This is a genomic window from Streptomyces sp. bgisy159 (genome assembly GCF_057707805.1).
In genome coordinates, this window is record NZ_JBYIQX010000012.1 from 41,706 (window position 1) to 63,637 (window position 21,932).

22 protein-coding genes are annotated in these 21,932 nt (G+C 72.8%); 16 read left to right on the forward strand and 6 right to left on the reverse strand.

What is annotated here, in order from left to right; all coding sequences use genetic code 11:
• The first annotated feature begins 153 nt into the window (after window positions 1-153).
• The 3 genes from AC3ET3_RS14420 to AC3ET3_RS14430 all read left to right on the forward strand — a co-directional run bounded on the left by AC3ET3_RS14420 (window position 154) and on the right by AC3ET3_RS14430 (window position 3,260).
• Window positions 154-1,644: an alpha/beta hydrolase family protein gene (locus tag AC3ET3_RS14420; RefSeq protein WP_435612260.1), complete on the forward strand. Its 1,491-nt coding sequence runs from the start codon at window positions 154-156 to the stop codon at window positions 1,642-1,644.
• Window positions 1,645-2,046: 402 nt separating this feature from the next.
• Complete coding sequence (locus AC3ET3_RS14425; RefSeq protein WP_432156449.1) at window positions 2,047-2,961, forward strand: HipA family kinase; 915 nt, start codon at window positions 2,047-2,049, stop codon at window positions 2,959-2,961.
• Window positions 2,958-3,260 carry an Rdx family protein gene (locus AC3ET3_RS14430; RefSeq protein WP_432133756.1) on the forward strand — a complete coding sequence of 101 codons (303 nt, stop codon included), beginning with the start codon at window positions 2,958-2,960 and terminating at the stop codon, window positions 3,258-3,260. The genes AC3ET3_RS14425 and AC3ET3_RS14430 overlap by 4 nt, the downstream gene beginning before the upstream one ends.
• Here the strand turns inward: AC3ET3_RS14430 and aceB are convergent.
• Both aceB and AC3ET3_RS14440 read right to left on the reverse strand, forming a co-directional pair.
• Window positions 3,250-4,872: a malate synthase A gene (aceB, locus tag AC3ET3_RS14435; RefSeq protein WP_435612261.1), complete on the reverse strand. Its 1,623-nt coding sequence runs from the start codon at window positions 4,870-4,872 to the stop codon at window positions 3,250-3,252. The two genes, AC3ET3_RS14430 and aceB, sit on opposite strands and share 11 nt — an antisense overlap.
• Window positions 4,873-5,057: 185 nt before the next feature.
• Window positions 5,058-5,657, reverse strand: a complete 600-nt coding sequence (locus AC3ET3_RS14440; protein ID WP_435612262.1) for a nucleotidyltransferase family protein — start codon at window positions 5,655-5,657, stop codon at window positions 5,058-5,060.
• A 238-nt stretch (window positions 5,658-5,895) separates the two neighbouring features.
• Between AC3ET3_RS14440 and AC3ET3_RS14445 the strand changes: the two genes are divergently transcribed.
• Complete coding sequence (locus AC3ET3_RS14445) at window positions 5,896-6,183, forward strand: DUF5955 family protein (protein WP_435612263.1); 288 nt, start codon at window positions 5,896-5,898, stop codon at window positions 6,181-6,183.
• Between the two features lie 218 nt (window positions 6,184-6,401).
• Here the strand turns inward: AC3ET3_RS14445 and allR are convergent, their stop codons facing one another.
• Window positions 6,402-7,196, reverse strand: a complete 795-nt coding sequence (allR, locus tag AC3ET3_RS14450; RefSeq protein ID WP_432133760.1) for an allantoin degradation transcriptional regulator AllR — start codon at window positions 7,194-7,196, stop codon at window positions 6,402-6,404.
• Window positions 7,197-7,445: 249 nt separating this feature from the next.
• Between allR and allB the strand changes: the two genes are divergently transcribed.
• Together allB and alc are read left to right on the forward strand one after the other, a co-directional pair.
• On the forward strand, window positions 7,446-8,783 hold the full coding sequence (gene allB / locus AC3ET3_RS14455; RefSeq protein WP_432133761.1) for an allantoinase AllB: 1,338 nt from the start codon (window positions 7,446-7,448) through the stop codon (window positions 8,781-8,783).
• 48 nt (window positions 8,784-8,831) lie between these two features.
• Window positions 8,832-9,956: an allantoicase gene (gene alc, locus AC3ET3_RS14460; RefSeq protein WP_435612264.1), complete on the forward strand. Its 1,125-nt coding sequence runs from the start codon at window positions 8,832-8,834 to the stop codon at window positions 9,954-9,956.
• A gap of 200 nt (window positions 9,957-10,156) precedes the next feature.
• On the opposite strand, the gene AC3ET3_RS14465 is transcribed toward alc, so the two are convergent.
• Window positions 10,157-10,909, reverse strand: coding sequence for a 3-oxoacyl-ACP reductase family protein (locus AC3ET3_RS14465; RefSeq protein ID WP_432133763.1), 753 nt, complete (start codon window positions 10,907-10,909; stop codon window positions 10,157-10,159).
• An 89-nt stretch (window positions 10,910-10,998) separates the two neighbouring features.
• On the opposite strand from AC3ET3_RS14465, the gene AC3ET3_RS14470 reads away from it, so the two are divergent.
• Both AC3ET3_RS14470 and AC3ET3_RS14475 read left to right on the forward strand, forming a co-directional pair.
• Window positions 10,999-11,811 carry an AIM24 family protein gene (locus tag AC3ET3_RS14470; RefSeq protein WP_432156444.1) on the forward strand — a complete coding sequence of 271 codons (813 nt, stop codon included), beginning with the start codon at window positions 10,999-11,001 and terminating at the stop codon, window positions 11,809-11,811.
• A 72-nt stretch (window positions 11,812-11,883) separates the two neighbouring features.
• A complete protein-coding gene (locus tag AC3ET3_RS14475) occupies window positions 11,884-12,507 on the forward strand; it encodes a dihydrofolate reductase family protein (protein WP_432156443.1) in 624 nt (207 codons plus the stop codon).
• Window positions 12,508-12,593: 86 nt separating this feature from the next.
• Here the strand turns inward: AC3ET3_RS14475 and AC3ET3_RS14480 are convergent, their stop codons facing one another.
• On the reverse strand, window positions 12,594-12,794 hold the full coding sequence (locus AC3ET3_RS14480; RefSeq protein ID WP_432133766.1) for a hypothetical protein: 201 nt from the start codon (window positions 12,792-12,794) through the stop codon (window positions 12,594-12,596).
• 213 nt (window positions 12,795-13,007) lie between these two features.
• On the opposite strand from AC3ET3_RS14480, the gene AC3ET3_RS14485 reads away from it, so the two are divergent.
• The 4 genes from AC3ET3_RS14485 (at window position 13,008) to AC3ET3_RS14500 (ending at window position 16,953) form a co-directional block, all read left to right on the forward strand.
• On the forward strand, window positions 13,008-14,243 hold the full coding sequence (locus AC3ET3_RS14485; protein WP_432133947.1) for a sensor histidine kinase: 1,236 nt from the start codon (window positions 13,008-13,010) through the stop codon (window positions 14,241-14,243).
• A gap of 208 nt (window positions 14,244-14,451) precedes the next feature.
• The gene (locus tag AC3ET3_RS14490) at window positions 14,452-15,153 is read left to right on the forward strand and encodes a response regulator transcription factor (RefSeq protein WP_432133767.1); all 702 of its coding nucleotides are present in this window, start codon (window positions 14,452-14,454) and stop codon (window positions 15,151-15,153) included.
• A 58-nt stretch (window positions 15,154-15,211) separates the two neighbouring features.
• A complete protein-coding gene (locus AC3ET3_RS14495; protein WP_432156442.1) occupies window positions 15,212-16,453 on the forward strand; it encodes a cytochrome P450 family protein in 1,242 nt (413 codons plus the stop codon).
• Between the two features lie 59 nt (window positions 16,454-16,512).
• Window positions 16,513-16,953 carry a PaaI family thioesterase gene (locus AC3ET3_RS14500; protein WP_432133769.1) on the forward strand — a complete coding sequence of 147 codons (441 nt, stop codon included), beginning with the start codon at window positions 16,513-16,515 and terminating at the stop codon, window positions 16,951-16,953.
• Window positions 16,954-16,984: 31 nt separating this feature from the next.
• Here AC3ET3_RS14500 and AC3ET3_RS14505 read toward each other — a convergent pair whose 3' ends face one another.
• Window positions 16,985-18,010, reverse strand: a complete 1,026-nt coding sequence (locus AC3ET3_RS14505) for a Gfo/Idh/MocA family protein (RefSeq protein ID WP_432133770.1) — start codon at window positions 18,008-18,010, stop codon at window positions 16,985-16,987.
• 130 nt (window positions 18,011-18,140) lie between these two features.
• Between AC3ET3_RS14505 and AC3ET3_RS14510 the strand changes: the two genes are divergently transcribed.
• The 4 genes from AC3ET3_RS14510 (at window position 18,141) to AC3ET3_RS14525 (ending at window position 21,873) form a co-directional block, all read left to right on the forward strand.
• Window positions 18,141-18,878 carry a GntR family transcriptional regulator gene (locus AC3ET3_RS14510; RefSeq protein WP_432133948.1) on the forward strand — a complete coding sequence of 246 codons (738 nt, stop codon included), beginning with the start codon at window positions 18,141-18,143 and terminating at the stop codon, window positions 18,876-18,878.
• Between the two features lie 198 nt (window positions 18,879-19,076).
• Complete coding sequence (locus AC3ET3_RS14515) at window positions 19,077-20,081, forward strand: sugar ABC transporter substrate-binding protein (protein WP_432133771.1); 1,005 nt, start codon at window positions 19,077-19,079, stop codon at window positions 20,079-20,081.
• Window positions 20,078-21,106 (forward strand): ABC transporter permease, encoded by a 1,029-nt coding sequence (locus AC3ET3_RS14520; protein WP_432133772.1) that lies wholly within the window; start codon window positions 20,078-20,080, stop codon window positions 21,104-21,106. The genes AC3ET3_RS14515 and AC3ET3_RS14520 overlap by 4 nt, the downstream gene beginning before the upstream one ends.
• A complete protein-coding gene (locus AC3ET3_RS14525; protein WP_432133773.1) occupies window positions 21,103-21,873 on the forward strand; it encodes an ATP-binding cassette domain-containing protein in 771 nt (256 codons plus the stop codon). Before AC3ET3_RS14520 ends, AC3ET3_RS14525 begins: the two co-directional genes overlap by 4 nt.
• The last annotated feature ends 59 nt before the right edge of the window (window positions 21,874-21,932 follow it).

A 21,932-nucleotide genomic window follows, 5' to 3' on the forward strand; every position in this document is an offset into this window, starting at 1 on the left:
ACACCTCCTCGGTCACCGCCCTGGACGCGATCGAGAACGAGTACGCCCGGCGGGCGAACCCGCCGACCGTCTCGATCTGCGCGAGCGCATCCGCACCGCCTTGGGACGACGGCCCGTCAACCTCAGGTCGCACATGGTCGCGACCTGGGTTTGATGTGGGGACGGCAGTCGGGCATCCAGCATGACGGTGTGACTGAGACACTGCCGGGTCTTCACATGTCCCTCCTGGAAACCGTGGTTGTGGCAGGTGCCGCCGCGCTCGTGACGGCCCGCTGGCTTCCCCAGCGGATGCGTCGCCCGACCGCGTTCGGTGCCTCGGTGCTGGTGCTGCTGTCCGGCATCGCACTGGTGTGGGGTCCGGTGCGCTGGCAGATGGTGCCCGTCCTGGCCGGCGCGGCACTCGTCCTGCCGTTCGCCGTCGCAGCCGAGCTGCGCACGCGCGGCGGCCGGCCGCCGCGCAGGACTCGGTGGTGGGCGGCGCTGCCGGTGTCACTGGCGTGCCTGTGTTTGGTCGCGGTCGGTCCGGCCGCCTCCTGGGCCTTTCCCGTGCCGGCGTTCCCGGCGCCGTCCGGCCCCTTCGCCGTGGGCACCAGCGTCGTGCAGTGGACCGACGCCGACCGTCCCGAAGACGCCACCCCCGACGGGGAGGACCGGCGCACCGTGGTGGTGCAGTTGTGGTACCCGGCGCGGAAGAACCCGACGGATGCGCGACGTGCCGGCTACCTCGGGCGCACGGACCGCGAGGCGGACATCGTCTCCGATGCCCTCGCCGACTACGTCGGCATGCCCGGCTTCCTGCTCGACGGCCTGCCCCGCGCCCGTACCCACGCGGTGGCCGACGCGCCGGTGGCCGACGGCACCGGACGCTTCCCGGTCGTGGTGTTCTCCCCGGGACTGGGCGGAGTGCGCACCCAGAACTCGGCATGGGCGCAGGAACTGGCCAGCCACGGCTACGTCGTCGCAGCCCTCGACCACCCCTACGACTCCGCCGCCGTCGTCCTCGCCGACGGCCGGACCATTCGCACGAAGGTCACCGCCACGGGCGACGCCGACCGTGACGAAGCGCTGGCGGTCAAGTGGACCGCGGTCCGCGCCGCCGACCTGGGTTTCGTCCTCACCCAGCTGGACCGTGTCGCCCGAGGCGAGATACCGGGCCCCGTGGGCGGGCGCATGGACACCGGCCGAGTGGCCGTCGCAGGTCACTCCCTCGGCGGAGGTGCCGCCCTGCAGGCGGCCCGTCAGGACCACCGGTTCGATGCCGTCATCGACCTCGACGGCTTTCCGCACGACCCCGACGCGCAGCCCTTCCCGCAGCCGGTGCTGGCGCTGACCCAGGACGTCCACCAGGACATCGACCCCGACTACATCCCCCGCCTCACCCATGTGCTCGCCCTGAGCGGTGCGACCAGCTACCGGCTCAGCGTCCCCGGCGCGGCGCACCTCACGTTCACCGACGCCCCGCTCTACCTCCCCCCGGTGGAGTCGATCGTCGGATCACGCGGCCGCACCGAGGGACCGCACATCACCGCCGCCGCCTCGCTCGCCTTCCTCGACACCACGCTGCGCGACCAGCCGGATGACCTGGCCACCCGTCTGACCGCGCACGGTGCCCTCACCGTCTACCCGCCGCGCGACGGTACCTGAACGCACGGGAGCGCCTGACGAAGCCGGGTGCGGTCCCGCGCACTTCCGCCGGCGTCCGACGAAGCTCTGCGCGGCCGACGCCCTGGAGCGATCCGGCCCGCGGGCGGTGCTGGGTGGTACCGGGACAACGCAGGAGGCGGGAGAATCCGTGGTGACTGCGGCTCGGCGGCCCGGGCACTCCTCGCCGACCATCAACCCCCGGTTACTATGGTCACTTCATGCTGTAGGCCGGAAGCAAGGGGCCGGGACGGCCACGGACGAACTGCTGGGGAGGCGGGGAGATCTGCATGCCGGTCGAAACTCCCCGGATTCTCCCCAGCGCTGGTGACGGGCAGTTCCCGCTGTGGGACACCTCCGAGGCTCGCCCTGGATCGCAAGGTCGACGGCGGGAGAGGTGAGGAAATGCTGAGAAGGGTCACCGCGACCCGCTACATCGAGCCCCTGCACTCCGGCGGCTCCGTCCCCGGCGTCGTCGAGGCCGACGACCTCGGCTCGTACGTCGTGAAGTTCACCGGCTCCGCCCAGGGGCGCAAGGCGCTGGTCGCCGAGGTGATCGTGGGGGAGCTGGCCCGGGCGCTCGGGCTGCGCTTCCCCGAGCTGGTGCTGGTGCGTTTCGACCCGGCGATCGCCGCGCACGAGCCGCACCAGGAGGTGCGGGAGCTGCATGCCGCCAGCGCGGGCGTCAACCTGGGCATGGACTATCTGCCGGGCGCCCGCGACTTCACCCCCGAGAGCGCGGGGACCTTCCCCGTGGACCCGGTGGAGGCCGGCCGGATCGTCTGGCTGGACGCCCTGACCGCGAACGTCGACCGTACGGTCCACAGCACCAATCTGATGATCTGGCCGACCCTGGGGACGGTCCCCCCGCGCCTGTGGCTGATCGACCACGGCGCGGCCCTGGTCTTCCACCACCGCTGGGATGCCTCCGACCCCGAGAAGGCCTACGACTTCCGCCATCACGCCCTCGGCTCCTACGGCCCCGACGTGCGGGCCGCCGACGCCGAGCTGGCGCCCCGGGTGACGCCCGAGCTGCTGCGCTCGGTCACGCAGTGCGTCCCGGACGCCTGGCTCGCCGGGGAGGAGGAGGCCACGGCTCCGGACGACGTCCGGGCGGCGTACGTGGATCATCTCCACGCGCGCGTGCGTGCCTCCGCCGCCTGGCTGCCCACCGACTTCCCCGCCCGGGAGGAGCTGGCCGCCGAGGACGCCCGGCGTGCGGCGCGCTCCCAGCGGGGCCGCCCGGACTGGCTCAAGCGCGTCCCCGACCTGCACGGCAGGCCGGCGGCCGAACAGGACTGGTCGGTGCACCTGGGATGAGCGCGGCCGTACAGATCGAGTACTGCACCCAGTGCCGCCGGCTGCCCAGGGCGGCCTGGCCGGCGCAGGAGCTGCTGACGACCTTCGAGACCGAGCTGACGGAGCTGTCTCTCAAGCCCGGCACGGGCGGGGTCTTCGTCGTCCGCGTCGACGGCGAGGTGGTGTGGGACCGCCGCGAGCAGGGTTTCCCGGAGCCCACCGCGGTCAAGCGGGCCGTACGCGACCGAGTGGCCCCGGGCAGACCCCTGGGCCACTCGGACCGTCCGGGTGGGTCGGGCCCGCCCTGCGTCAGCCCGTGAGCCGCTCGTACGCGGGCAGGGTGAGGAAGTCCGCGTAGTCCTCGTCGAGCGCCACCTGCAGCAGCAGGTCGTGGGCCTGCTGCCAGTGGCCGGCGGCGAAGGCTTCCGCGCCGATCTCCTCCCGGATGGCGGCCAGTTCCTCGGCGGCGACCTTGCGGGCCAGCTCGGGGGTGGCCTTCTCGCCGTTCTCGAACTCGACGCCCGCGTTGATCCACTGCCAGATCTGCGAGCGGGAGATCTCGGCGGTGGCCGCGTCCTCCATGAGGTTGAAGATGGCCACGGCGCCGAGGCCGCGCAGCCAGGCCTCGATGTAACGGATGCCCACCTGCACGGCGTTGACGAGACCGGCGTACGTCGGCTTCGCCTCCAGGGAGCCGACGGCGATCAGGTCCGCGGCCTCGACGTGCACGTCCTCGCGCAGCCGGTCCTTCTGGTTCGGCTTGTCACCGAGGACCCGGTCGAACGACTCCATGGCGATCGGCACCAGGTCGGGGTGGGCGACCCAGGAGCCGTCGAAGCCGTCGTTCGCCTCGCGGTCCTTGTCGGCGCGGACCTTCTCGAAGGCGACCTTGTTGACCTCGGCGTCCCGGCGGGACGGGATGAACGCCGCCATGCCGCCGATGGCGTGCGCGCCGCGCTTGTGGCAGGTGCGGACCAGCAGCTCCGTGTAGGCGCGCATGAAGGGGGCCGTCATCGTCACCGCGTTGCGGTCCGGGAGGACGAACTCGGCGCCGCCGTCACGGAAGTTCTTGACGATGGAGAACAGGTAGTCCCAGCGGCCGGCGTTCAGCCCGGAGGCGTGGTCCCGGAGTTCGTAGAGGATCTCCTCCATCTCGTACGCGGCCGTGATCGTCTCGATCAGGACGGTGGCGCGGACGGTGCCCTGCGGGATGCCGACGTGGTCCTGCGCGAAGACGAACACGTCGTTCCAGAGGCGGGCCTCCAGGTGGGACTCCGTCTTCGGGAGGTAGAAGTAAGGGCCCTTGCCGAGGTCGAGCAGGCGGCGGGCGTTGTGGAAGAAGTACAGGCCGAAGTCGACCAGGGCGCCCGGGACCTGCTGCCCGTCGACCTGGAGGTGACGCTCGTTCAGGTGCCAGCCGCGGGGCCGCATGACCACGGTGGCGAGCTCGTCGTCCGGGCGCAGGGCGTACGTCTTGCCGGACCCGGGGTCGGTGAAGTCGATGCTGCGGGTGTAGGCGTCGATCAGGTTGAGCTGGCCGAGGACGACGTTCTCCCAGGTCGGCGCGGAGGCGTCCTCGAAGTCCGCGAGCCAGACCCTTGCCCCCGAGTTGAGGGCGTTGATGGTCATCTTGCGGTCGGTGGGGCCGGTGATCTCGACGCGCCGGTCGTTCAGCGCGGCGGGGGCGGGGGCGACCCGCCAGGAGTCGTCCGCGCGGATGGCGGCGGTCTCCGGGAGGAAGTCGAGCGTGGCGGTGCGGGCGATCTCGGCGCGGCGCGCCGCCCGGCGGGCGAGGAGTTCGTCACGGCGCGGCGTGAACCGCCGGTGCAGTTCGGCCACGAAGGCCAGTGCCGCGTCGGTGAGGACCTCTTCCTGCCGGGGCAGGGGCTCGGCGTCGACGATGGCCAGCGGGGACGGCGCTGGTGCGGACATGAGCTGTCACTTCCTTCAGCGGTGGCACCGGGTGCCGAGAGGTACGAACGGGGACTTTTGGCGCCCGCGGTTCGGTCGGGCGCTTCTGATCAGTGGATAGTAGTTTCCTCATTGTGGAACTTCAATGATTTGTTGATGTCGAGATTCTCCGGGTCGAGGGAAGGTGGCTCTCGGTGCCACCGCGCTCACTCAAGGTGGCTCAGGTCCGCCTCGGTGTCGATGTCGTACGGCCGGGCCACGTCCCCGCACTCCACGAGCCGGACGTCCTGCGCGTGTGCCCGCAGATAGGCGCGCGCCCCCTGGTCCCCCGTGGCGCTCGCCGCGATGCCGGCCCAGTGGGCCGCCCCGAACAGCACGGGATGCCCGCGCACCCCCTCGTAGGACGCCGCGGCCAGCGAGGTCTCGTCCCGGTACGCGGCGAGGACCCGTCCCGCCGCCTCCGCCCCGATGCCCGGCTGGTCCACGAGCAGCACCAGCGCGGCCCGCGCCCCGCTTTCGGCGAGCGAGTCGAGCCCGGCCCGCAGCGACGACCCCATGCCTTGCTCCCAGTCCGGGTTCGTCACGACCGCGCAGCCGTCGAGCCGCGCGCGCTCGAGTACGGTGCCGGCGGCGGCTCCGAGCACCACGTGCAGGCGCGCGCAGCCCGCCGCGCGCAGCACGCCCACCGCGTGCTCCACCAGGGGGCGGCCCCGGTGCTGCAACAGCGCCTTGGGGCGTCCTCCGAGCCGCCGCCCGCCGCCGGCCGCCAGCAGCAGCCCGGTGACCTGGTCCTCGCAACGCGTCATGTGCCGTCCTCGTCGATGGTCGTTCTCCCTGCCTACCCCGGCCGGGCCGGCCGTGACGGTCTCCCGCGGCTGAATTTCCGTCACGGCTGTGGCGCGGTGGCGCGGGGTGGCGTTTACTGACCCGCGTCCCTCGGCGGCCGGGCGCCGTCACGGGGCGGCGAGGCGGGAGACGACGGACTCGCGCACAAGGACGTGCGAGGGGGCGGGAGCTGTGTTGCGGAGCTTGGGGCAGAGGCCAGTGACCGGCAGCGACAAGGATCCGAGAGTGGCGGGACTGCGGGTCGCCGTGTCCCGGCTGCGCCGCCAACTCGCGGCGCACCCGGCGGAGTTCCCGGACCGCGCCATCGCCGAGGACGAATTGGCGACGCTGGCCGCGATGATGATCGACGGCGTCCCCGACATCCCCCGGCTGCGCCGCTCCTTACTGGTCATCGCCGGCGCGATCGGCTCCGTCAGCGCCCTGTCCCCGGGGCTGTCGGAGGTCCGCGCGGCGGTGGACCTGTTCGGCGAACCGCACGGACGGTAGCGGGGCGGCGCGCCCGCCGGGAAGGCGGCGGATCGGCGCGCCCGCCAGGATGCCGCCGGACCGGCGATCGGCGCGCCCGCCGGGAAGGTCGGGCGCGCCGTCGTGTGCGCGCGAGGTGCGGGGTCGCGGTGGCGGGGTGGTGCGGCGGGCTTCGGTGTCGACTCGAGTGAGTGCCGCCCGGGCGGGGCCGGGTGCCGGTTCGGCTCGGGCCGGGTGCCTCAGAGCTGGTGCTGGCCGGCCAGGGCCTCGGACAGTTCGGCCGCGATCTGCTGCAGCACCGGCACGATCTTCTCCGTGGCGGCCTCGGTGACGCGGCCCGCCGGGCCGGAGATGGAGATGGCCGCGGCGGTGGGGGAGTCGGGCACCGGGACCGCGAGGCAGCGCACGCCGATCTCCTGCTCGTTGTCGTCCACCGCGTACCCGGCCCGGCGCACATCGCCCAGTGCGGCCAGGAACCCGTCGGGCGTGGTGATCGTCTTCTCGGTCGCGGCCGGCATCCCGGTGCGGCCCAGCAGGGCGCGTACCTCCTCGTCCGGGAACGAGGCGAGCAGCGCCTTGCCGACGCCCGTGGAGTGCGGCAGCACCCGTCGCCCGACCTCGGTGAACATCCGCATCGAGTGCTTCGACGGCACCTGGGCGACATAGACGATCTCGTCGCCGTCCAGCAGTGCCATGTTCGCCGTCTCGCCGGTCTCCTCCACCAGCCGCGCCAGGTGTGGCCGGGCCCAGGTGCCCAGCAGCCGGGCCGCCGACTCACCGAGGCGGATCAGGCGCGGCCCCAGCGCGTACCGGCGGTTGGGCTGCTGGCGGACGTAACCGCAGGCCACGAGGGTGCGCATCAGACGGTGGATGGTCGGCAGCGGCAGGCCGCTGCTCGCCGAGAGCTCGCTCAGCCCCACCTCGCCGCCCGCGTCGGCCATCCGCTCCAGAAGATCGAAGGCGCGCTCGAGGGACTGGACGCCTCCGCCGGCGGACCGGGCGGAGTCGGTGGTGCTGGCGCTGGACGTCGGCACGGCGCGTTCCTTTCGGGACTGACGGGAGGGCAGAAGCCTACCCGGCAGTCGGTTGACTCCCGGTTGGTACGTAACTACGTTCTGCCTTGTGGAAGTCTAATTCCGCCTTGTGGAAACGTCCAGAGTTCGCGTCAGCGGTGCATGGTGGAGAGTGTGCCCCTTGACGGGCCCCCGGAGGGAGTGAAGACTCCTTCAACAGAAAGTTGAATTCCGTCACGTGGAAGTCAACGGCGGCAGAGAGGGGTCCGGGTGTCCGACGCTGAACTGGTGCTGCGCTCGACGCGCGTCATCACCCCGGAGGGGATGCGGCCCGCCACGGTCACCGTCTCCGCCGGCGAGATCACGGCCGTGCTCGGACACGACGCCGAGGTACCCGCCGGCGCCCGCCTGGAGGACCTGGGCGACGACGTCCTGCTGCCCGGCCTGGTCGACACCCACGTGCACGTCAACGACCCCGGCCGCACCGAGTGGGAGGGCTTCTGGACCGCCACCCGCGCCGCGGCGGCCGGCGGTATCACCACCCTCGTCGACATGCCGCTCAACTCCCTCCCGCCGACGACCACGGTCGAGCACCTGCGGACCAAGGAGGCGGTCGCCGCCGACAAGGCACACGTCGACGTCGGCTTCTGGGGCGGCGCGCTGCCCGACAACGTCAAGCACCTGCGCCCGCTGCACGACGCCGGGGTCTTCGGCTTCAAGGCCTTCCTGTCCCCCTCCGGAGTGGACGAGTTCCCGCACCTCGACCAGGACCGGCTCGCCCGGTCCCTGGCCGAGATCGCGGACTTCGGCGGACTGCTCATCGTGCACGCCGAGGACCCGCACCACCTCGCCGCCGCCCCGCAGCAGGGCGGCCCCCGGTACGCCGACTTCCTCGCCAGCCGCCCGCGCGACGCCGAGGACACCGCGATCGCCGCGCTCATCGCCCAGGCCCGGCGCCTGAACGCGCGCGTGCACGTGCTGCACCTGTCCTCCAGCGACGCGCTGCCGCTGATCGCCGAGGCCAGGGCCGCGGGGGTGCGGATCACGGCCGAGACCTGCCCGCACTACCTGACCCTGACCGCGGAGGAAGTCCCCGACGGCGCCAGCGAGTTCAAGTGCTGCCCGCCCATCCGCGAGGCGGCCAACCAGGACCTGCTGTGGCAGGCACTGGCGGACGGCACCATCGACTGCGTGGTCACCGACCACTCGCCGTCCACCGCCGACCTGAAGACCGACGACTTCGCGACCGCCTGGGGCGGTATCTCGGGGCTGCAGCTGAGCCTGGCGGCCGTGTGGACCGAGGCCCGCCGACGCGGTCACGACCTCACCGACGTCGTGCGGTGGATGTCGTCCCGCACGGCCGGACTGGTCGGCCTGGACCGCAAGGGCGCCATCGAGGCGGGCCGCGACGCCGACTTCGCCGTCCTCGCCCCCGACGAGACCTTCACCGTCGACCCGGCGGCACTCCAGCACCGCAACCGCGTGACGGCGTACGCCGGCCGGACCCTGTACGGCGTGGTGAGGTCCACCTGGCTGCGCGGCGAACGCATCGCCGCCGACGGCGAGTTCACCGAGCCGAAGGGCCGGCTGCTCCACCGCACCTCCTGAGTCCCCGCGCCCGCAGCGGGCCGAACCCGAAAGGAACCCCTGATCCCCGTGACGGCGATACCGAGTTTCACCGGCGACGCGAACCCCTACGGCGGCGGCGACCCGTACGCGGACTACCGCACCGCCGACTTCCCCTTCACCCAGTACGCCGACCTCGCCGACCGCCGGCTCGGCGCCGGTGTCATCGCCGCCAACGACGAGTTCTTCGCCCAGCGTGAGAACCTGCTGGTGCCGGAGCGCGCCGAGTTCGACCCCGAGCACTTCGGGCACAAGGGCAAGATCATGGACGGCTGGGAGACCCGGCGGCGGCGAGGCGTCTCAGCCGAGCACCCGTGGCCCACCGCAGACGACCACGACTGGGCACTGATCCGCCTCGGCGCCCCGGGCGTGGTCCGGGGGATCGTGGTGGACACGGCCCACTTCCGGGGCAACTACCCGCAGGCCGTGTCCGTCGAAGGGGCCTGCGTGCCCGGCTCGCCGTCCCCGGAGGAACTGCTCGCCGACGACGTCAAGTGGACGACGCTGGTGCCGCGCACCCCGGTCGGCGGCCACGCGGCGAACGGATTCGCCGTGTCGGCCGAGCAGCGCTTCACCCACCTGCGGGTCAACCAGCACCCCGACGGCGGCATCGCGCGCCTGCGCGTGCACGGCGAGGTCGTGCCGGACCCCCGGTGGCTCGCGGCGCTCGGCACCTTCGACGTGGCCGCGCTGGAGAACGGGGGCCAGGTCGAGGACGCCTCCGACCGCTTCTACTCGCCGGCCGGCAACACCATCCAGCCGGGCCGCTCCCGCAAGATGGACGACGGCTGGGAGACGCGCCGCCGCCGCGACCGGGGCAACGACTGGATCCGCTACCGCCTGGCCGTGCAGGCGCGGATCCGGGCGATCGAGATCGACACGGCGTACCTCAAGGGCAACAGCGCGGGCTGGGCGTCGGTGTCGGTCAAGGACGTCGACGGCGGCGGGGCCGGTGAGTGGCGCGAGGTCCTTCCCCGCACCCGCCTCCAGCCCGACACCAACCACCGCTTCGTCCTGCCGACCCCGGTCGTCGGCACCCACGCGCGCGTGGACATCTACCCCGACGGCGGCATCTCCCGCCTGCGCCTGCACGGCTCCCTCACCGACGAGGGCGCCGCCCGCCTGTCGGCCCGCGACCAGGAACTCGGCGGCTGACCGCCCCGGGCCCGCCCCCCGGCGACTCGGCGGCGGGCCCGCCCCCGGCACGTCCCCCGGCCGACGCCCCCAGCCCGAGGTCGCCCGGCCTCCAGCTCCCGGGCCGGCCTCTCACGGTTGCCCGGCCGGCGCCGAGCGGTCACCCGCGCGGGTGCGTTCCGTACCGTGGGCGGGGGACGGGCCGGGAGACGGACGGACGGCTACGCAGCGTGCCCCCCGTCCACCGAGAACTCCGCCCCGGTGACGTACCTCGCCTCCGCGCCCGCGAGGTACGCCACCATGGAGGCGACCTCCTCGGCCGTGCCGAAGCGCCCGAGCGCGGTCATCGCCGCCTGCGGGGCCGCGTACGGGCCGTCCGCCGGGTTCATGTCCGTGTCCGTCGGCCCCGGATGCACGATGTTGGCGGTGATGCCCCGCCCGCCCAGCTCCCGGGCGAGTGCCCTGGTCAGTCCGACCAGGGCCGACTTGCTCATCGTGTACAGCGTTCCGCCGGGCCCGGGCACCCGTTGCGTCATACAGGTCCCGACGGTGACGATCCGCCCGCCGTCGCCCATCCGTCCGGCTGCCGCCCGGGACGCGAGGAACACCCCGCGCACGTTCACGGCCAGCACCCGGTCCACGTCGGCGGGCGTCAGGTCCTCCAGCGGGCCGAGCACCCCGACTCCCGCGTTGTTCACCAGCACGTCGAGCCCGCCCAGCGCGTCCGCCGCCCGGTCCACCGCACCTGCGGCCTCCTCGGCGTCGCCGGAGTCGGCCCGCACGGCCACCCCCCGCCGGCCCAGGGCCTCCACGGCCCGTACGACGTCCAGCGCCGCGTCCTTGCCGTTCACATAGGTCAGTGCCACGTCCGCGCCCTCCCGCGCGAGACGCAGTGCCGTGGCCGCCCCGATCCCCCGGCTGCCGCCGGTGACGAGCGCCGTCCTGCCGTTCAGCGGTCCCTCAGTCGTTGCCATGCCTCCATCCCACCGGGCGCGACGAGCGGACGCTGGCGGGGAACGGACACGGAGGGAACCTTCGGGGCACCCCGCCGCGTTCCCCCCACGTGACACTTCAGCAAGAGATCGTCGGCAACGCGATGCAGATGGCCGTGGTCAGCCTGAGCCCCGGCCAGACCGTGTACTGCGAGGCCGGCAAGTTCCTGTTCAAGACGACAGGCGTGACGATGGAGACCCGCCTGTCCGGCCCGTCGGACGGCGCGGGCCGGCAGGGCGGCGGCTCGGGCGGCGTCGGCGGCATGCTGCGCCAGGCCATGGGCACCGCCGTGCAGGCCGGCCAGCGCATGCTCGCCGGCGAGTCACTGGCGTTCCAGTACTTCACCGCACAGGGCGGCGAGGGCACCGTCGGGTTCGCGGGCGTGCTCCCCGGCGAGATGCGCGCCCTGGAGCTGGACGGTTCGCGCGCGTGGTTCGCCGAGAAGGACGCCTTCGTGGCCGCCGAGTCCACGGTCGACTTCGGTATCGCCTTCAAGGGCGGACGCACCGGCATGAGCGGCGGCGAGGGCTTCGTCCTGGAGAAGTTCACCGGCCGTGGCACCGTGATCATCGCCGGCGCCGGCAACTTCATCGACCTGAACCCGGCCGACTTCGGCGGCCGCATCGAGGTGGACACCGGCTGCGTCGTCGCCTTCGAGGAGGGCATCCGGTACGGCGTCCAGCGCGTCGGCGGCCTCAACCGGCAGGGCATGATGAACGCCGTCTTCGGCGGTGAGGGCCTCTCCCTGGCCACCCTGGAGGGCAACGGCCGGGTCGTCCTGCAGTCCCTGACCATCGAGTCCCTGGCCAACGCCCTGAAGAAGGCCCAGGGCGGCGACAAGCAGGGCCCCACGGGAGGACTGTTCTCCACGCACGCGGGCTGACCGATGAGTTGCGGGTGCCGCGGGGGTCTGAGCTGATGACAGACAGGACCCACACGGAAGAAGGCACCCGCCATGGGCAAGCTCGTCTCCACCATCTTCGTCACCCTCGACGGTGTCTACCAGGCCCCCGGCGGCACCCAGGAGGACACCCGCGGCGGCTTCACCCAGGGCGGCTGGAGCTTCCCCTACGGGGACGACGACTTCGGCCGCTTCGTCACGGAGGTCTTCGCACGCGCGGGGGCCTTCCTCCTCGGCCGCAGGACCTACGACATCTTCGCCGGCTACTGGCCCAAGGTGACCGACCCCGGCGACCCGATCGCCGGACCCCTGAACACCCTGCCGAAGTACGTTCCCTCGGCGAGCCTGACCGACCCGTCCTGGGCACACACCACGGTGCTCAAGGGTGACCTCGCCAAGGAGGTCGCCGAGCTCAAGGAGCGTACCGACGGTGAACTGCAGGTGCACGGCAGCGGAGCCCTGCTGCGCTCCTTGCTCGACCTCGGCCTGGTGGACACCCTGCACCTGCTGACCGTGCCGGTGGTACTCGGCGCGGGCCGCCGCCTGTTCACCGAGGGCACCCGACCCACCGCGTTCCGGCACACCGGCGGCAGCGTCACCGGCTCGGGCGTGTCCATCCAGTCCTACGACCGGGCCGGCCGGCCGGAGTACGGCACGTACGAGCTGCCCGAAAGCTAGTACCGCCCCGATCCCGCACTGGTCCCGCGCGGGGCGGGGCGGGATCGAGGCAGGCGGGCGACCGCGATCCGCGGAGGCCGGCGGGGTCACCCCGGGCCCTGACTCTCCGCGGCGGCGAACAGGGCGAAGGCCAGCACCACCAGCGCGCCGCTCGCGTACACCTCGTAGCCGTCGAGGAAGCCGATCCGCTGCACGAAACCCACGTGCCAGTCGGTGAACTCGTGCACCAGCCCCAGCACCCCCTGCACGAGGGCGATGAATCCGACTACTTCCAGCAGCTGTTTCATGCCCCCGAGCCTCGCCCCCGAGGACGCGACGACGGCATCGGCCACGAGGCCTGACGAGGACGACGGACGTCGCCGTTCGGGGCGGCCGTCCGCGACGAAAGTCGCCGTTCGCACGACGTGAGTCGGCGATCCCGCCGAGGGGGAGGTCCCACGGTGACGCGCTGCGTAGATTTGGCGACCGTGAACGGGCACGGGGACGGGGACGGGGACGGTATGGCGCTCACGGCGGAACCCACGGGACGGCGGTGGTGGCTGCCCTCCGCGCTGGTCCACGACCCCGGCCCCGACGCGGCACGCCCGCGTCGGCCCAAGCGCACCGTGCGCGACTGGATCGTCGACTTCTCCTGCTTCCTGCTCGCCGTCCTCATCGGCTTCGCGGCCGCCGACACGATGTCGGACAACCCGGACCTGCCGCACACCGTCGCCGTCGCCGACCAGCTGCTGGGCGCGCTGGCCTGCGCCGCGGTCTGGCTGCGCCGCCGCCGGCCGGTCGCGCTGGCCGCCGCGCTGACCCTCGTCGGCTTCTTCTCCGACACCGCCGGCGGCGCGGCCCTGGTCGCCCTGTTCACCGTCGCCGTGCACCGGCCGTTCAAGTACGTCGCGTGGATCGGCGCCGCCCAGATCGCCCTGGTCCCCGTGTACTACCTGATGCGCCCGGACCCCGACCTGCCCTATCTGGGCGCCATCGTGTTCGTCGACCTGCTCACCGTCGCCGTCATCGGCTGGGGCATGTTCGTACGGTCGAAGCGGCAGCTCGTGGTGAGCCTGCGCGACCGGGCCCGGCGTGCCGAGACGGAGGCGCGGCTGCGCGCCGAACAGGCGCAGCGGCTGGCCCGGGAGGCCATCGCCCGGGAGATGCACGACGTGCTCGCCCACCGGCTCACGCTGCTCAGCGTGCACGCGGGCGCCCTGGAGTTCCGGCCGGACGCGCCCCGGGAGGAGATCGGCAGGGCGGCCGGCGTCATCCGGGAGAGTGCCCACGAGGCCCTCCAGGACCTCCGGGAGATCATCGGCGTGTTGCGGGCCGGTGAGGGCGACGACGCCGGCCGCCCGCAGCCCACCCTCGCCGCCCTGGACTCGCTGGTCGCCGAGTGCCGCGCGGCCGGCATGAAGGTGGTCCTCGACCAGCGGGTCACCGAGCCTGCCGCGGTCCCCGCCTCGGTCGGCCGCACCGCCTATCGCATCGCCCAGGAGGCGCTGACCAACGCCCGCAAGCACGCGCCCGGCACCGAGGTCGCGGTGGCCGTCACCGGTGCCCCGGGCGACGGTCTGACCCTCGCGGTGCGCAACCCCGCCCCGGGGGGCGAGGTACCGCACGTACCCGGCTCGGGGCAGGGCCTGATCGGCCTGACCGAACGGGCTGCCCTCACCGGTGGGCGGCTCCACCACGGCACCACCGGCGACGGGGGTTTCGAGGTGCGCGCCTGGCTGCCGTGGCCGGCCGCCTGATGAGCCGGGGCCCGCGCCCCTGCCCGGTGACCGCCTCCCCGGCCGCCCCCGCCCTCGTACCCGCCGCCCCGCCTCGGGCACTTGCCGTCGCCGCGCCTGCTGCCGCGCGAGTCGTCATGGACGCCGTCCTTTACGTCGGTCACGTCCGTCACGCCTCGTGCCGTCCCCGTGTCCGTCCTCGCCGTACCGGCATGATTGCGTGAGGCGTATGACCGCGATCAAAGTGCTCCTCGTCGACGACGACCCGCTGGTGCGGGCAGGACTGGCTCTGATGATGGGCGGGGCCGACGACATCCGGATCGTGGGCGAGGCCGCCGACGGCGGCGAGGTCGAGGCGCTCGTCGAGCGCACCCGCCCCGACGTCGTGCTGATGGACATCCGGATGCCTTCGGTGGACGGGCTGACCGCCACCGAACTGCTGCGTGGCAGGCCGGACGCCCCGCAGATCGTCGTGCTCACCACCTTCCACGCCGACGAGCAGGTCCTCGGGGCGCTGCGCGCGGGCGCCGCCGGGTTCGTCCTCAAGGACACTCCGCCCGCGGAGATCGTGGCGGCGGTGCGCCGGGTCGCGGCCGGGGACCCCGTGCTGTCGCCCGCCGTCACCCGTCAGCTGATGCGGCACGCGGCCGGTACCGCCGCCGACACCCGCCGGGCACGCGCGCGTGCGCGCCTCGCGGCCCTCAACGAGCGGGAGCGCGAGGTCACCGTCGCCGTCGGACGCGGCCTGTCCAACGCCGAGATCGGCACCGCCCTGTTCATGAGCGTCGCCACCGTCAAGACCCACGTCTCCCGCGTCCTCGCCAAACTGGAACTCAACAACCGTGTGCAGATAGCGCTCCTGGCGCACGACGCGGGGCTCCTGGAGGACGGGGAGGACGACGTCGACCGCAAAGCGTGGCCCGGGCACTGATCGGCGTGCCCGGCCGTTGTCCTGGTGACGGGGGCGTCGGCAGGGCGGGAGGGGAAGCATGACGACCGAGGTGGTCGACCTGAGCGGGGCCGGTGAGGAGCTGCGCCGGGACCCGTACCCGGTGTACGCGCGGCTGCGGGAGCGCGGCCCGGTGCACCGGGTGCGGCTGCCGGGCCCCGACGGTCCGTACGAGAGCTGGCTCGTGGTGGGGTACGAGGAGGCGCGAGCCGCCCTCACCGACCCGCGCCTGGTGAAGGACTTCGAGACGGTCTCGGCGACGTTCCTGGACGCGCAGCTGATCGGCAAGCACCTGTTGATCACCGACCCGCCGCAGCACACCCGGCTGCGCTCCCTGGTCAACCGGGCGTTCACCGCGCGCCGCGTGGAGGAGCTGCGCCCGCGCGTGCGGCGGATCACCGACGACCTGCTCGACGCGATGCTGCCGCAGGGCCGCGCCGACCTCGTCGCCTCCCTCGCCTACCCGCTGCCCATCACCGTCATCTGCGAACTCCTCGGCGTCCCCGAGATCGACCGCACCGCCTTCCGCGAGATGTCCACCGAGGTGGTGGCCCCCACCGACGCGGAGCGTGGGTACGAGGCCTTCGTCCGTCTCGGCGCCTACCTGACCGAGCTGATCGAGGACAAGCGGGCCGCCGGGCCGGGCGGCGACCTGCTGAGCGACCTGATCCGCACCACCTCCGAGGACGGTGACCGGCTCTCCGCCGGGGAGCTGCGCGGCATGGCCTTCCTGCTGCTCGTCGCCGGTCACGAGACCACCGTCAATCTCATCACCAACACGGTCCACGCCCTGCTCACCCACCCCGGACAGCTCGCCGCGCTGCGCGCCGACCCCGGCCTGCTCGACGGGGTGATCGAGGAGACCCTGCGCTGGGACGGCCCGGTGGAGAACGCCACCTACCGGTACGCCGCCGAGCCCGTGGAGATCGGCGGCGTCACGATGGAGAAGGGCGCGCCGGTTCTGGTCGGCCTCGCCGCCGCGGACCGGGACACCGGCCGCTATCCCGACGCCGACCGCTACGACATCCACCGTGACCCGCGCGGCCACCTCGCCTTCGGCCACGGCATCCACTACTGCCTGGGCGCCCCGCTGGCCCGTCTGGAGGCCCGTACGGCGATAGGGACGCTGCTGGAGCGTGCCCCTGGCCTGACCCTGGACGGCCCGCCCGGCGAACGGCTGCCCGGAATGCTCATGCGGGGTCTGCGCGCCCTGCCGGTGCGCTGGCGGCCCGGCGCCGACCCGTCCGACGACCCGTCCGCCGACCCTCGGAGCGCGCGTTGACATCACCCACCTCACCCACCTCGCCCACTTCACCGACCTCGCCCACCGCATCACGCACTGTGCCGCCCGCGCCCGCCCCGTCCGCCGACTTCGACCTGACCCTTGCTCGGAAGGCGCTGGACAGCCAGCCGTTCAGCCGTCTGCTCGGCGCCCGGCTGACCGCCTTCGGCGACGGCGCGGCCACGCTGGAGCTCGACATCCGCGAGGACCTGCGCCAGCAGAACGGCTTCCTGCACGGCGGAGTGCTGTCCTACGCCGCGGACAACGCCCTCACCTTCGCCGGGGGCTCGTCCCTCGGCCCGGCCGTCCTGACGGGCGGCTTCTCCATCCAGTACGTGCGCCCCGCCACCGGGCGCACACTGCGCGCCCGTGCCGAGGTCGTCCAGGCCGGCCGCCGCCAGGCCGTCGTCCGCTGCGACCTGCACACGGTGGGGGAGGACGGCGGGGAGAGGCTCTGCGCCGTCGCGCAGGGCACGGTGCTGGCGGTGGAGGGCGGCTGAGGCCGGCCGGGCGGCGAAGGCGGGCCGGCGCTCACCCCAGCGGGGCAGGCTCCCGGCCGCCGGGGATCTCCCGCAGCGGCACCGGCCTGTGCTCCCGCCGCGAGACGTCGCAGGCCTCGGCGATCCGCAGCGCCTGCAGCGCCTCGCGGCCGTCGCAGGGGTTGGCGCGCTCCCCGTTCACCACCTCGACGAACGCGGCCAGTTCCGCCTCGTACGCGGGCGCGAACCGCTCCAGGAAACCGGCCCACGGCTTGTCCGCGGCCGGTGGCCCCGTCGGCTCGGTCGAGGCGATGGGGGTGCGGTCGTCCAGTCCCACCACGATCTGGTCCAGCTCCCCGGCCAGCTCCATGCGCACGTCGTAGCCCGCGCCGTTGAGCCGGGTCGCGGTGGCCGTGACGAGCGTGCCGTCCTCCAGGGTGAGCACCACGGCCGCGGTGTCGGCGTCGCCCGCCGCGCGGAACATCGAGGGTCCGGCGGCCGACCCGGTGGCGTACACCTCGGACACCTCCCGCCCGGTCAGCCAGCGCACCGCGTCGAAGTCGTGGATCAGCGCGTCCCGGTAGATGCCACCGGACAGCGGCAGCCACTCCGCGGGCGGCGGCGCCTGGTCGGAGGTCACCGCCCGCACGGTGTGCAGCCGGCCGAGCCGGCCCGAGCGCACCGCCTCCCGGGCACCGGTGTAGCCGCGGTCGAACCGCCGCTGGAAGCCCATCTGCAGAACCGTCCCGGCGGCCTCCACCTCCTCGATGGCCTGTAAGGTCCCCGCCAGGTCCAGGGCGATCGGCTTCTCGCAGAAGACGGGCAGACCGGAGCGGGCCGCCCGGCCGATCAGCTCCGCGTGGGCCGACGTGGCCGTGGTGATCACGACCGCGTCCACGCCCCACCTGAAGATCTCGTCGACTCCCGGCGCCGCCGTCTCGCCGAGCCGCCGCGCCAGTTCCTGGGCCCGCGCGGGCTCCGCGTCCGTCAGGATCAGCGATCCGACCTCGCGGTGGCGGCTGAGCGTGTTCGCGTGGATCGTGCCGAGGCGGCCGGTCCCGATGACCCCGATGCGCATGGAAACAAAGTGCGGTCGGAGCGCCTGCCCTGTCAATGCGTATGTCCGGACAATCTAACTACACGACTTCCCGTCAACCGGCCACGGAGCTACGCTCGGCCCCGTGCCGAAACCAGATGTGGACCCGACCGTGCAGCTCGACCTCCGCGTGGACCGGAGTTCTCCCGTCCCCTTGTACTTCCAGCTCTCCCAGCAGCTGGAAGCGGCGATCGAGCACGGATCGCTCACCCCCGGCAGCCTGCTGGGCAACGAGATCGAGCTGGCCGGCCGGCTGGGGCTGTCCCGCCCGACCGTCCGCCAGGCCATCCAGTCGCTGGTCGACAAGGGTCTCCTGGTGCGTCGCAGAGGAGTCGGCACCCAGGTCGTGCACAGCCAGGTCAAGCGCCCGCTGGAACTCAGCAGCCTCTACGACGACCTGGAGGCGGCCGGGCAGCGGCCCGCCACCACCGTCCTGGTCAACACCGTCGTGGCGGCCACGGCCGAGGTCGCCGCCGCGCTCGGCGTCGCGGAGGGCGGCGACGTCCAGCGGGTGGAGCGGCTGCGCCTCGCCCACGGGGAGCCGATGGCCTACCTCTGCAACCACCTGCCGGCCGGCCTGCTCGATCTGGACACCGGACAGCTGGAGGCCACCGGGCTGTACCGGCTGATGCGGACCGCCGGGATCACCCTGCACAGCGCCCGCCAGTCCATCGGCGCGCGCGCCGCCACCGCCGCCGAGGCCGAACGGCTCGCCGAGGCGGAGGGCGCCCCGCTGCTCACCATGCAGCGCACCACCTTCGACGACACCGGCCGCCCGGTCGAGTTCGGCGACCACATCTACCGGCCCAGCCGCTACTCCTTCGAGTTCCAGCTCCTCGTACGGCCCTGAACCCTCCGGCGGACCCCTGCCCGACGCCCGACTTCGTCGCAATGTCCGGACAATGCGACCCCGTCACGGTCCCCGGTCACGTGCCGCGCGGGGCCCGTGTTCGATACTGGGGCGTTTGCGTCCGGTGAGCGGTCACCGGACGCGCGCACGTCAGGACGGCGTCGGTACGCCGGAGCACAGCAAGAAGGGCACGGCCTCGTGGCACGGTTTCGGACCTGGGCAGGAATCGCATTGGCGGGGGCGCTGTGCGTATCGCTCGCGGGGTGCAGCAGCACCGGCGGCAAGCGCGCGGAGGACGCCCGCAGGGCCGCCGCCGCCCGGGGCGGGCCGGGGGTGGACACACCGCGCTGGACGTTCGCGATGATCACCCACTCGGGTGACGGCGACACGTTCTGGGACATCGTCCAGAGCGGCGCGAAGCAGGCCGCGATCAAGGACAACATCAACTTCCTGTACTCCCACGACGACGAGGCCCAGCAGCAGGCCCAGCTCGTCGACGCGGCCATCGACAAGAAGGTCGACGCCCTCATCGTCACCCTCGCCAAGCCCGACGCGATGAAGGCCGCCCTCGCCCGCGCCGCCGAGGCCGGCATCCCTGTGATCACCGTGAACTCCGGCTCGGAGCGGTCCAAGGCCTACGGCGCGCTCGCCCACATCGGCCAGGACGAGTCCGTCGCCGGCGAGGCGGTCGGCGAGGAGCTGAACCGGCGCGGCCGCGAGAAGGCTCTCTGCGTGCTCCACGAGCAGGGCAACGTCGGCCACGAACAGCGCTGCGACGGCGTCGGGAAGACCTTCCACGGACAACTGCAGCGGCTCTACGTCAACGGCACCAACATGCCCGACGTGCAGTCCGCCCTGGAGGCCAAGCTCCAGGCCGACGCCGCCGTCGACGCCGTCGTCACTCTCGGCGCCCCCTACGCCGACACCGCCGTGAAGGCACGACAGAGCGCCGGCAGCAAGGCCGAGATCGACACCTTCGACCTCAACGCCAAGGTCGCCGCCGGGCTGAGCTCGGGCACCCTCGGCTTCGCCGTCGACCAGCAGCCCTACCTCCAGGGCTACGAGGCCGTCGACCTGCTGTGGCTGTACAAGTACAACGGCGACGTCCTCGGCGGCGGCCGGCCGGTGCTGACCGGCCCGCAGATCGTCACCGAGGACCAGGCGGCCGAACTGGCCCGGTACACCGAACGGGGCACCCGATGAGCGCCGTCACCGACGAGCGACTGCTGCCCGCCTCCGCCCTGCGCCGGCTGCTCGGCCGGCCGGAGCTGGGCTCCGTCGTCGGCGCGGTCGCGGTCTTCCTGTTCTTCGCGCTCGCCGCCGACAGCTTCCTGCGCGCGCCCAGCCTCAGCACGGTGCTGTACGCCTCCTCCACGATCGGCATCATGGCGGTACCGGTGGCGCTGCTGATGATCGGCGGCGAGTTCGACCTGTCGGCCGGCGTCATGGTGACGTCGTCCGCGCTGATCTCGTCGATGTTCAGCTACCAGATGACGGCGAACGTCTGGGTGGGCGTCGTCGTGTCCCTGGTGACCACCCTCGCGATCGGCGCCTTCAACGGCTTCGTGCTCAACCGCACCGGGCTGCCCAGCTTCATCGTCACGCTGGGCACCTTCCTCATGCTGACCGGGCTGAACCTGGGCTGCACCAAGCTGATCGACGGCACGGTCTCGACGAAGACCATCGCCGACATGGAGGGGTTCCCCAGCGCCCACGCCGTCTTCGCGTCGACGGTGACGATCGGCGGCGTCGACTTCAAGATCACCATCCTGTGGTGGTTCGCCCTGGTCGCGGTCGCCTCCTGGATCCTGCTGCGCACCCGCGCGGGCAACTGGATCTTCGCCGTCGGCGGCAACGCCGAAGCCGCCCGCGCGGTCGGCGTCCCCGTCACCCGGACCCGGATCGGCCTCTACACGGGCGTCGCCCTCGGCGCCTGGGTCTCCGGCCAGCACCTGCTCTTCTCGTACGACGTCGTCCAGTCCGGTGAGGGCGTCGGCAACGAGCTGATCTACATCATCGCGGCTGTCATCGGCGGCTGCCTGATCACCGGCGGCCACGGCAGCGCCGTCGGCTCGGCGGTCGGCGCGTTCATCTTCGGCATGACCGGCAAGGGCATCGTCTTCGCCGAGTGGAACCCCGACTGGTTCAAGTTCTTCCTCGGAGCGATGCTGCTCCTCGCGACCCTGCTCAACGCCTGGGTCCGCAAGCGCGCGGAGGCCACCAAGTGACGCTCGTCGAGCTGACCGACGTCAGCAAGCACTACGGCACCGTCCGGGCCCTGGAGGGCGTCTCCCTGACGGTGAACGCGGGCGAGATCACCTGTGTCCTCGGCGACAACGGCGCGGGCAAGTCGACCCTCATCAAGATCGTCGCGGGACTGCACCAGCACGACGGCGGTGTCCTGCGCGTCGACGGCGAGGAGACCCGGCTGGCCTCGCCCCGCGACGCCCTGGACCGCGGCATCGCCACGGTCCACCAGGACCTGGCGGTGGTCCCGCTCATGCCGGTCTGGCGCAACTTCTTCCTCGGCTCCGAACCCCGCAAGGGCGCCGGCCCCTTCAAGCGCCTGGACGTCGACCTCATGCGGCGGACCACCCACGCGGAACTGCTCCGCATGGGCATCGACCTGCGCGACGTCGACCAGCCCATCGGCACCCTGTCCGGCGGCGAACGACAGTGCGTGGCCATCGCGCGCGCCGTGCACTTCGGCGCGAAGGTCCTCGTACTGGACGAGCCGACGGCCGCACTCGGCGTCAAGCAGTCCGGGGTGGTGCTGAAGTACGTGGCGGCGGCCCGGGACCGGGGCCTGGGCGTGGTCCTGATCACCCACAACCCGCACCACGCCCACCTGGTGGGGGACAGGTTCGTGCTGCTGCGGCGCGGGACCATGGTGGGCAGCCACGAACGCGACGCCATCACGCTGGAGGAACTCACCGGCCAGATGGCCGGCGGCGGCGACCTGGACGATCTGCGCCACGAGCTGCGGCGGACCTGAGACCGGGGACCGTGCCCCGCGCGCGGCCCCACCGGCGAGCCCCACCAGCCACAACACAC

Excerpts from the sequence above, each read along its gene's own strand:
- AC3ET3_RS14420 (WP_435612260.1), top strand. The coding sequence starts at position 154 with ATGTGGGGACGGCAGTCGGGCATCCAGCATGACGGTGTGACTGAGACA.
- AC3ET3_RS14425 (WP_432156449.1), top strand. The coding sequence starts at position 2,047 with ATGCTGAGAAGGGTCACCGCGACCCGCTACATCGAGCCCCTGCACTCC.
- AC3ET3_RS14430 (WP_432133756.1), top strand. The coding sequence starts at position 2,958 with ATGAGCGCGGCCGTACAGATCGAGTACTGCACCCAGTGCCGCCGGCTG.
- aceB (WP_435612261.1), bottom strand. The coding sequence starts at position 4,872 with ATGTCCGCACCAGCGCCGTCCCCGCTGGCCATCGTCGACGCCGAGCCC.
- AC3ET3_RS14440 (WP_435612262.1), bottom strand. The coding sequence starts at position 5,657 with ATGACGCGTTGCGAGGACCAGGTCACCGGGCTGCTGCTGGCGGCCGGC.
- AC3ET3_RS14465 (WP_432133763.1), bottom strand. The coding sequence starts at position 10,909 with ATGGCAACGACTGAGGGACCGCTGAACGGCAGGACGGCGCTCGTCACC.
- AC3ET3_RS14475 (WP_432156443.1), top strand. The coding sequence starts at position 11,884 with ATGGGCAAGCTCGTCTCCACCATCTTCGTCACCCTCGACGGTGTCTAC.
- AC3ET3_RS14480 (WP_432133766.1), bottom strand. The coding sequence starts at position 12,794 with ATGAAACAGCTGCTGGAAGTAGTCGGATTCATCGCCCTCGTGCAGGGG.
- AC3ET3_RS14485 (WP_432133947.1), top strand. The coding sequence starts at position 13,008 with ATGGCGCTCACGGCGGAACCCACGGGACGGCGGTGGTGGCTGCCCTCC.
- AC3ET3_RS14490 (WP_432133767.1), top strand. The coding sequence starts at position 14,452 with ATGACCGCGATCAAAGTGCTCCTCGTCGACGACGACCCGCTGGTGCGG.
- AC3ET3_RS14495 (WP_432156442.1), top strand. The coding sequence starts at position 15,212 with ATGACGACCGAGGTGGTCGACCTGAGCGGGGCCGGTGAGGAGCTGCGC.
- AC3ET3_RS14505 (WP_432133770.1), bottom strand. The coding sequence starts at position 18,010 with ATGCGCATCGGGGTCATCGGGACCGGCCGCCTCGGCACGATCCACGCG.
- AC3ET3_RS14520 (WP_432133772.1), top strand. The coding sequence starts at position 20,078 with ATGAGCGCCGTCACCGACGAGCGACTGCTGCCCGCCTCCGCCCTGCGC.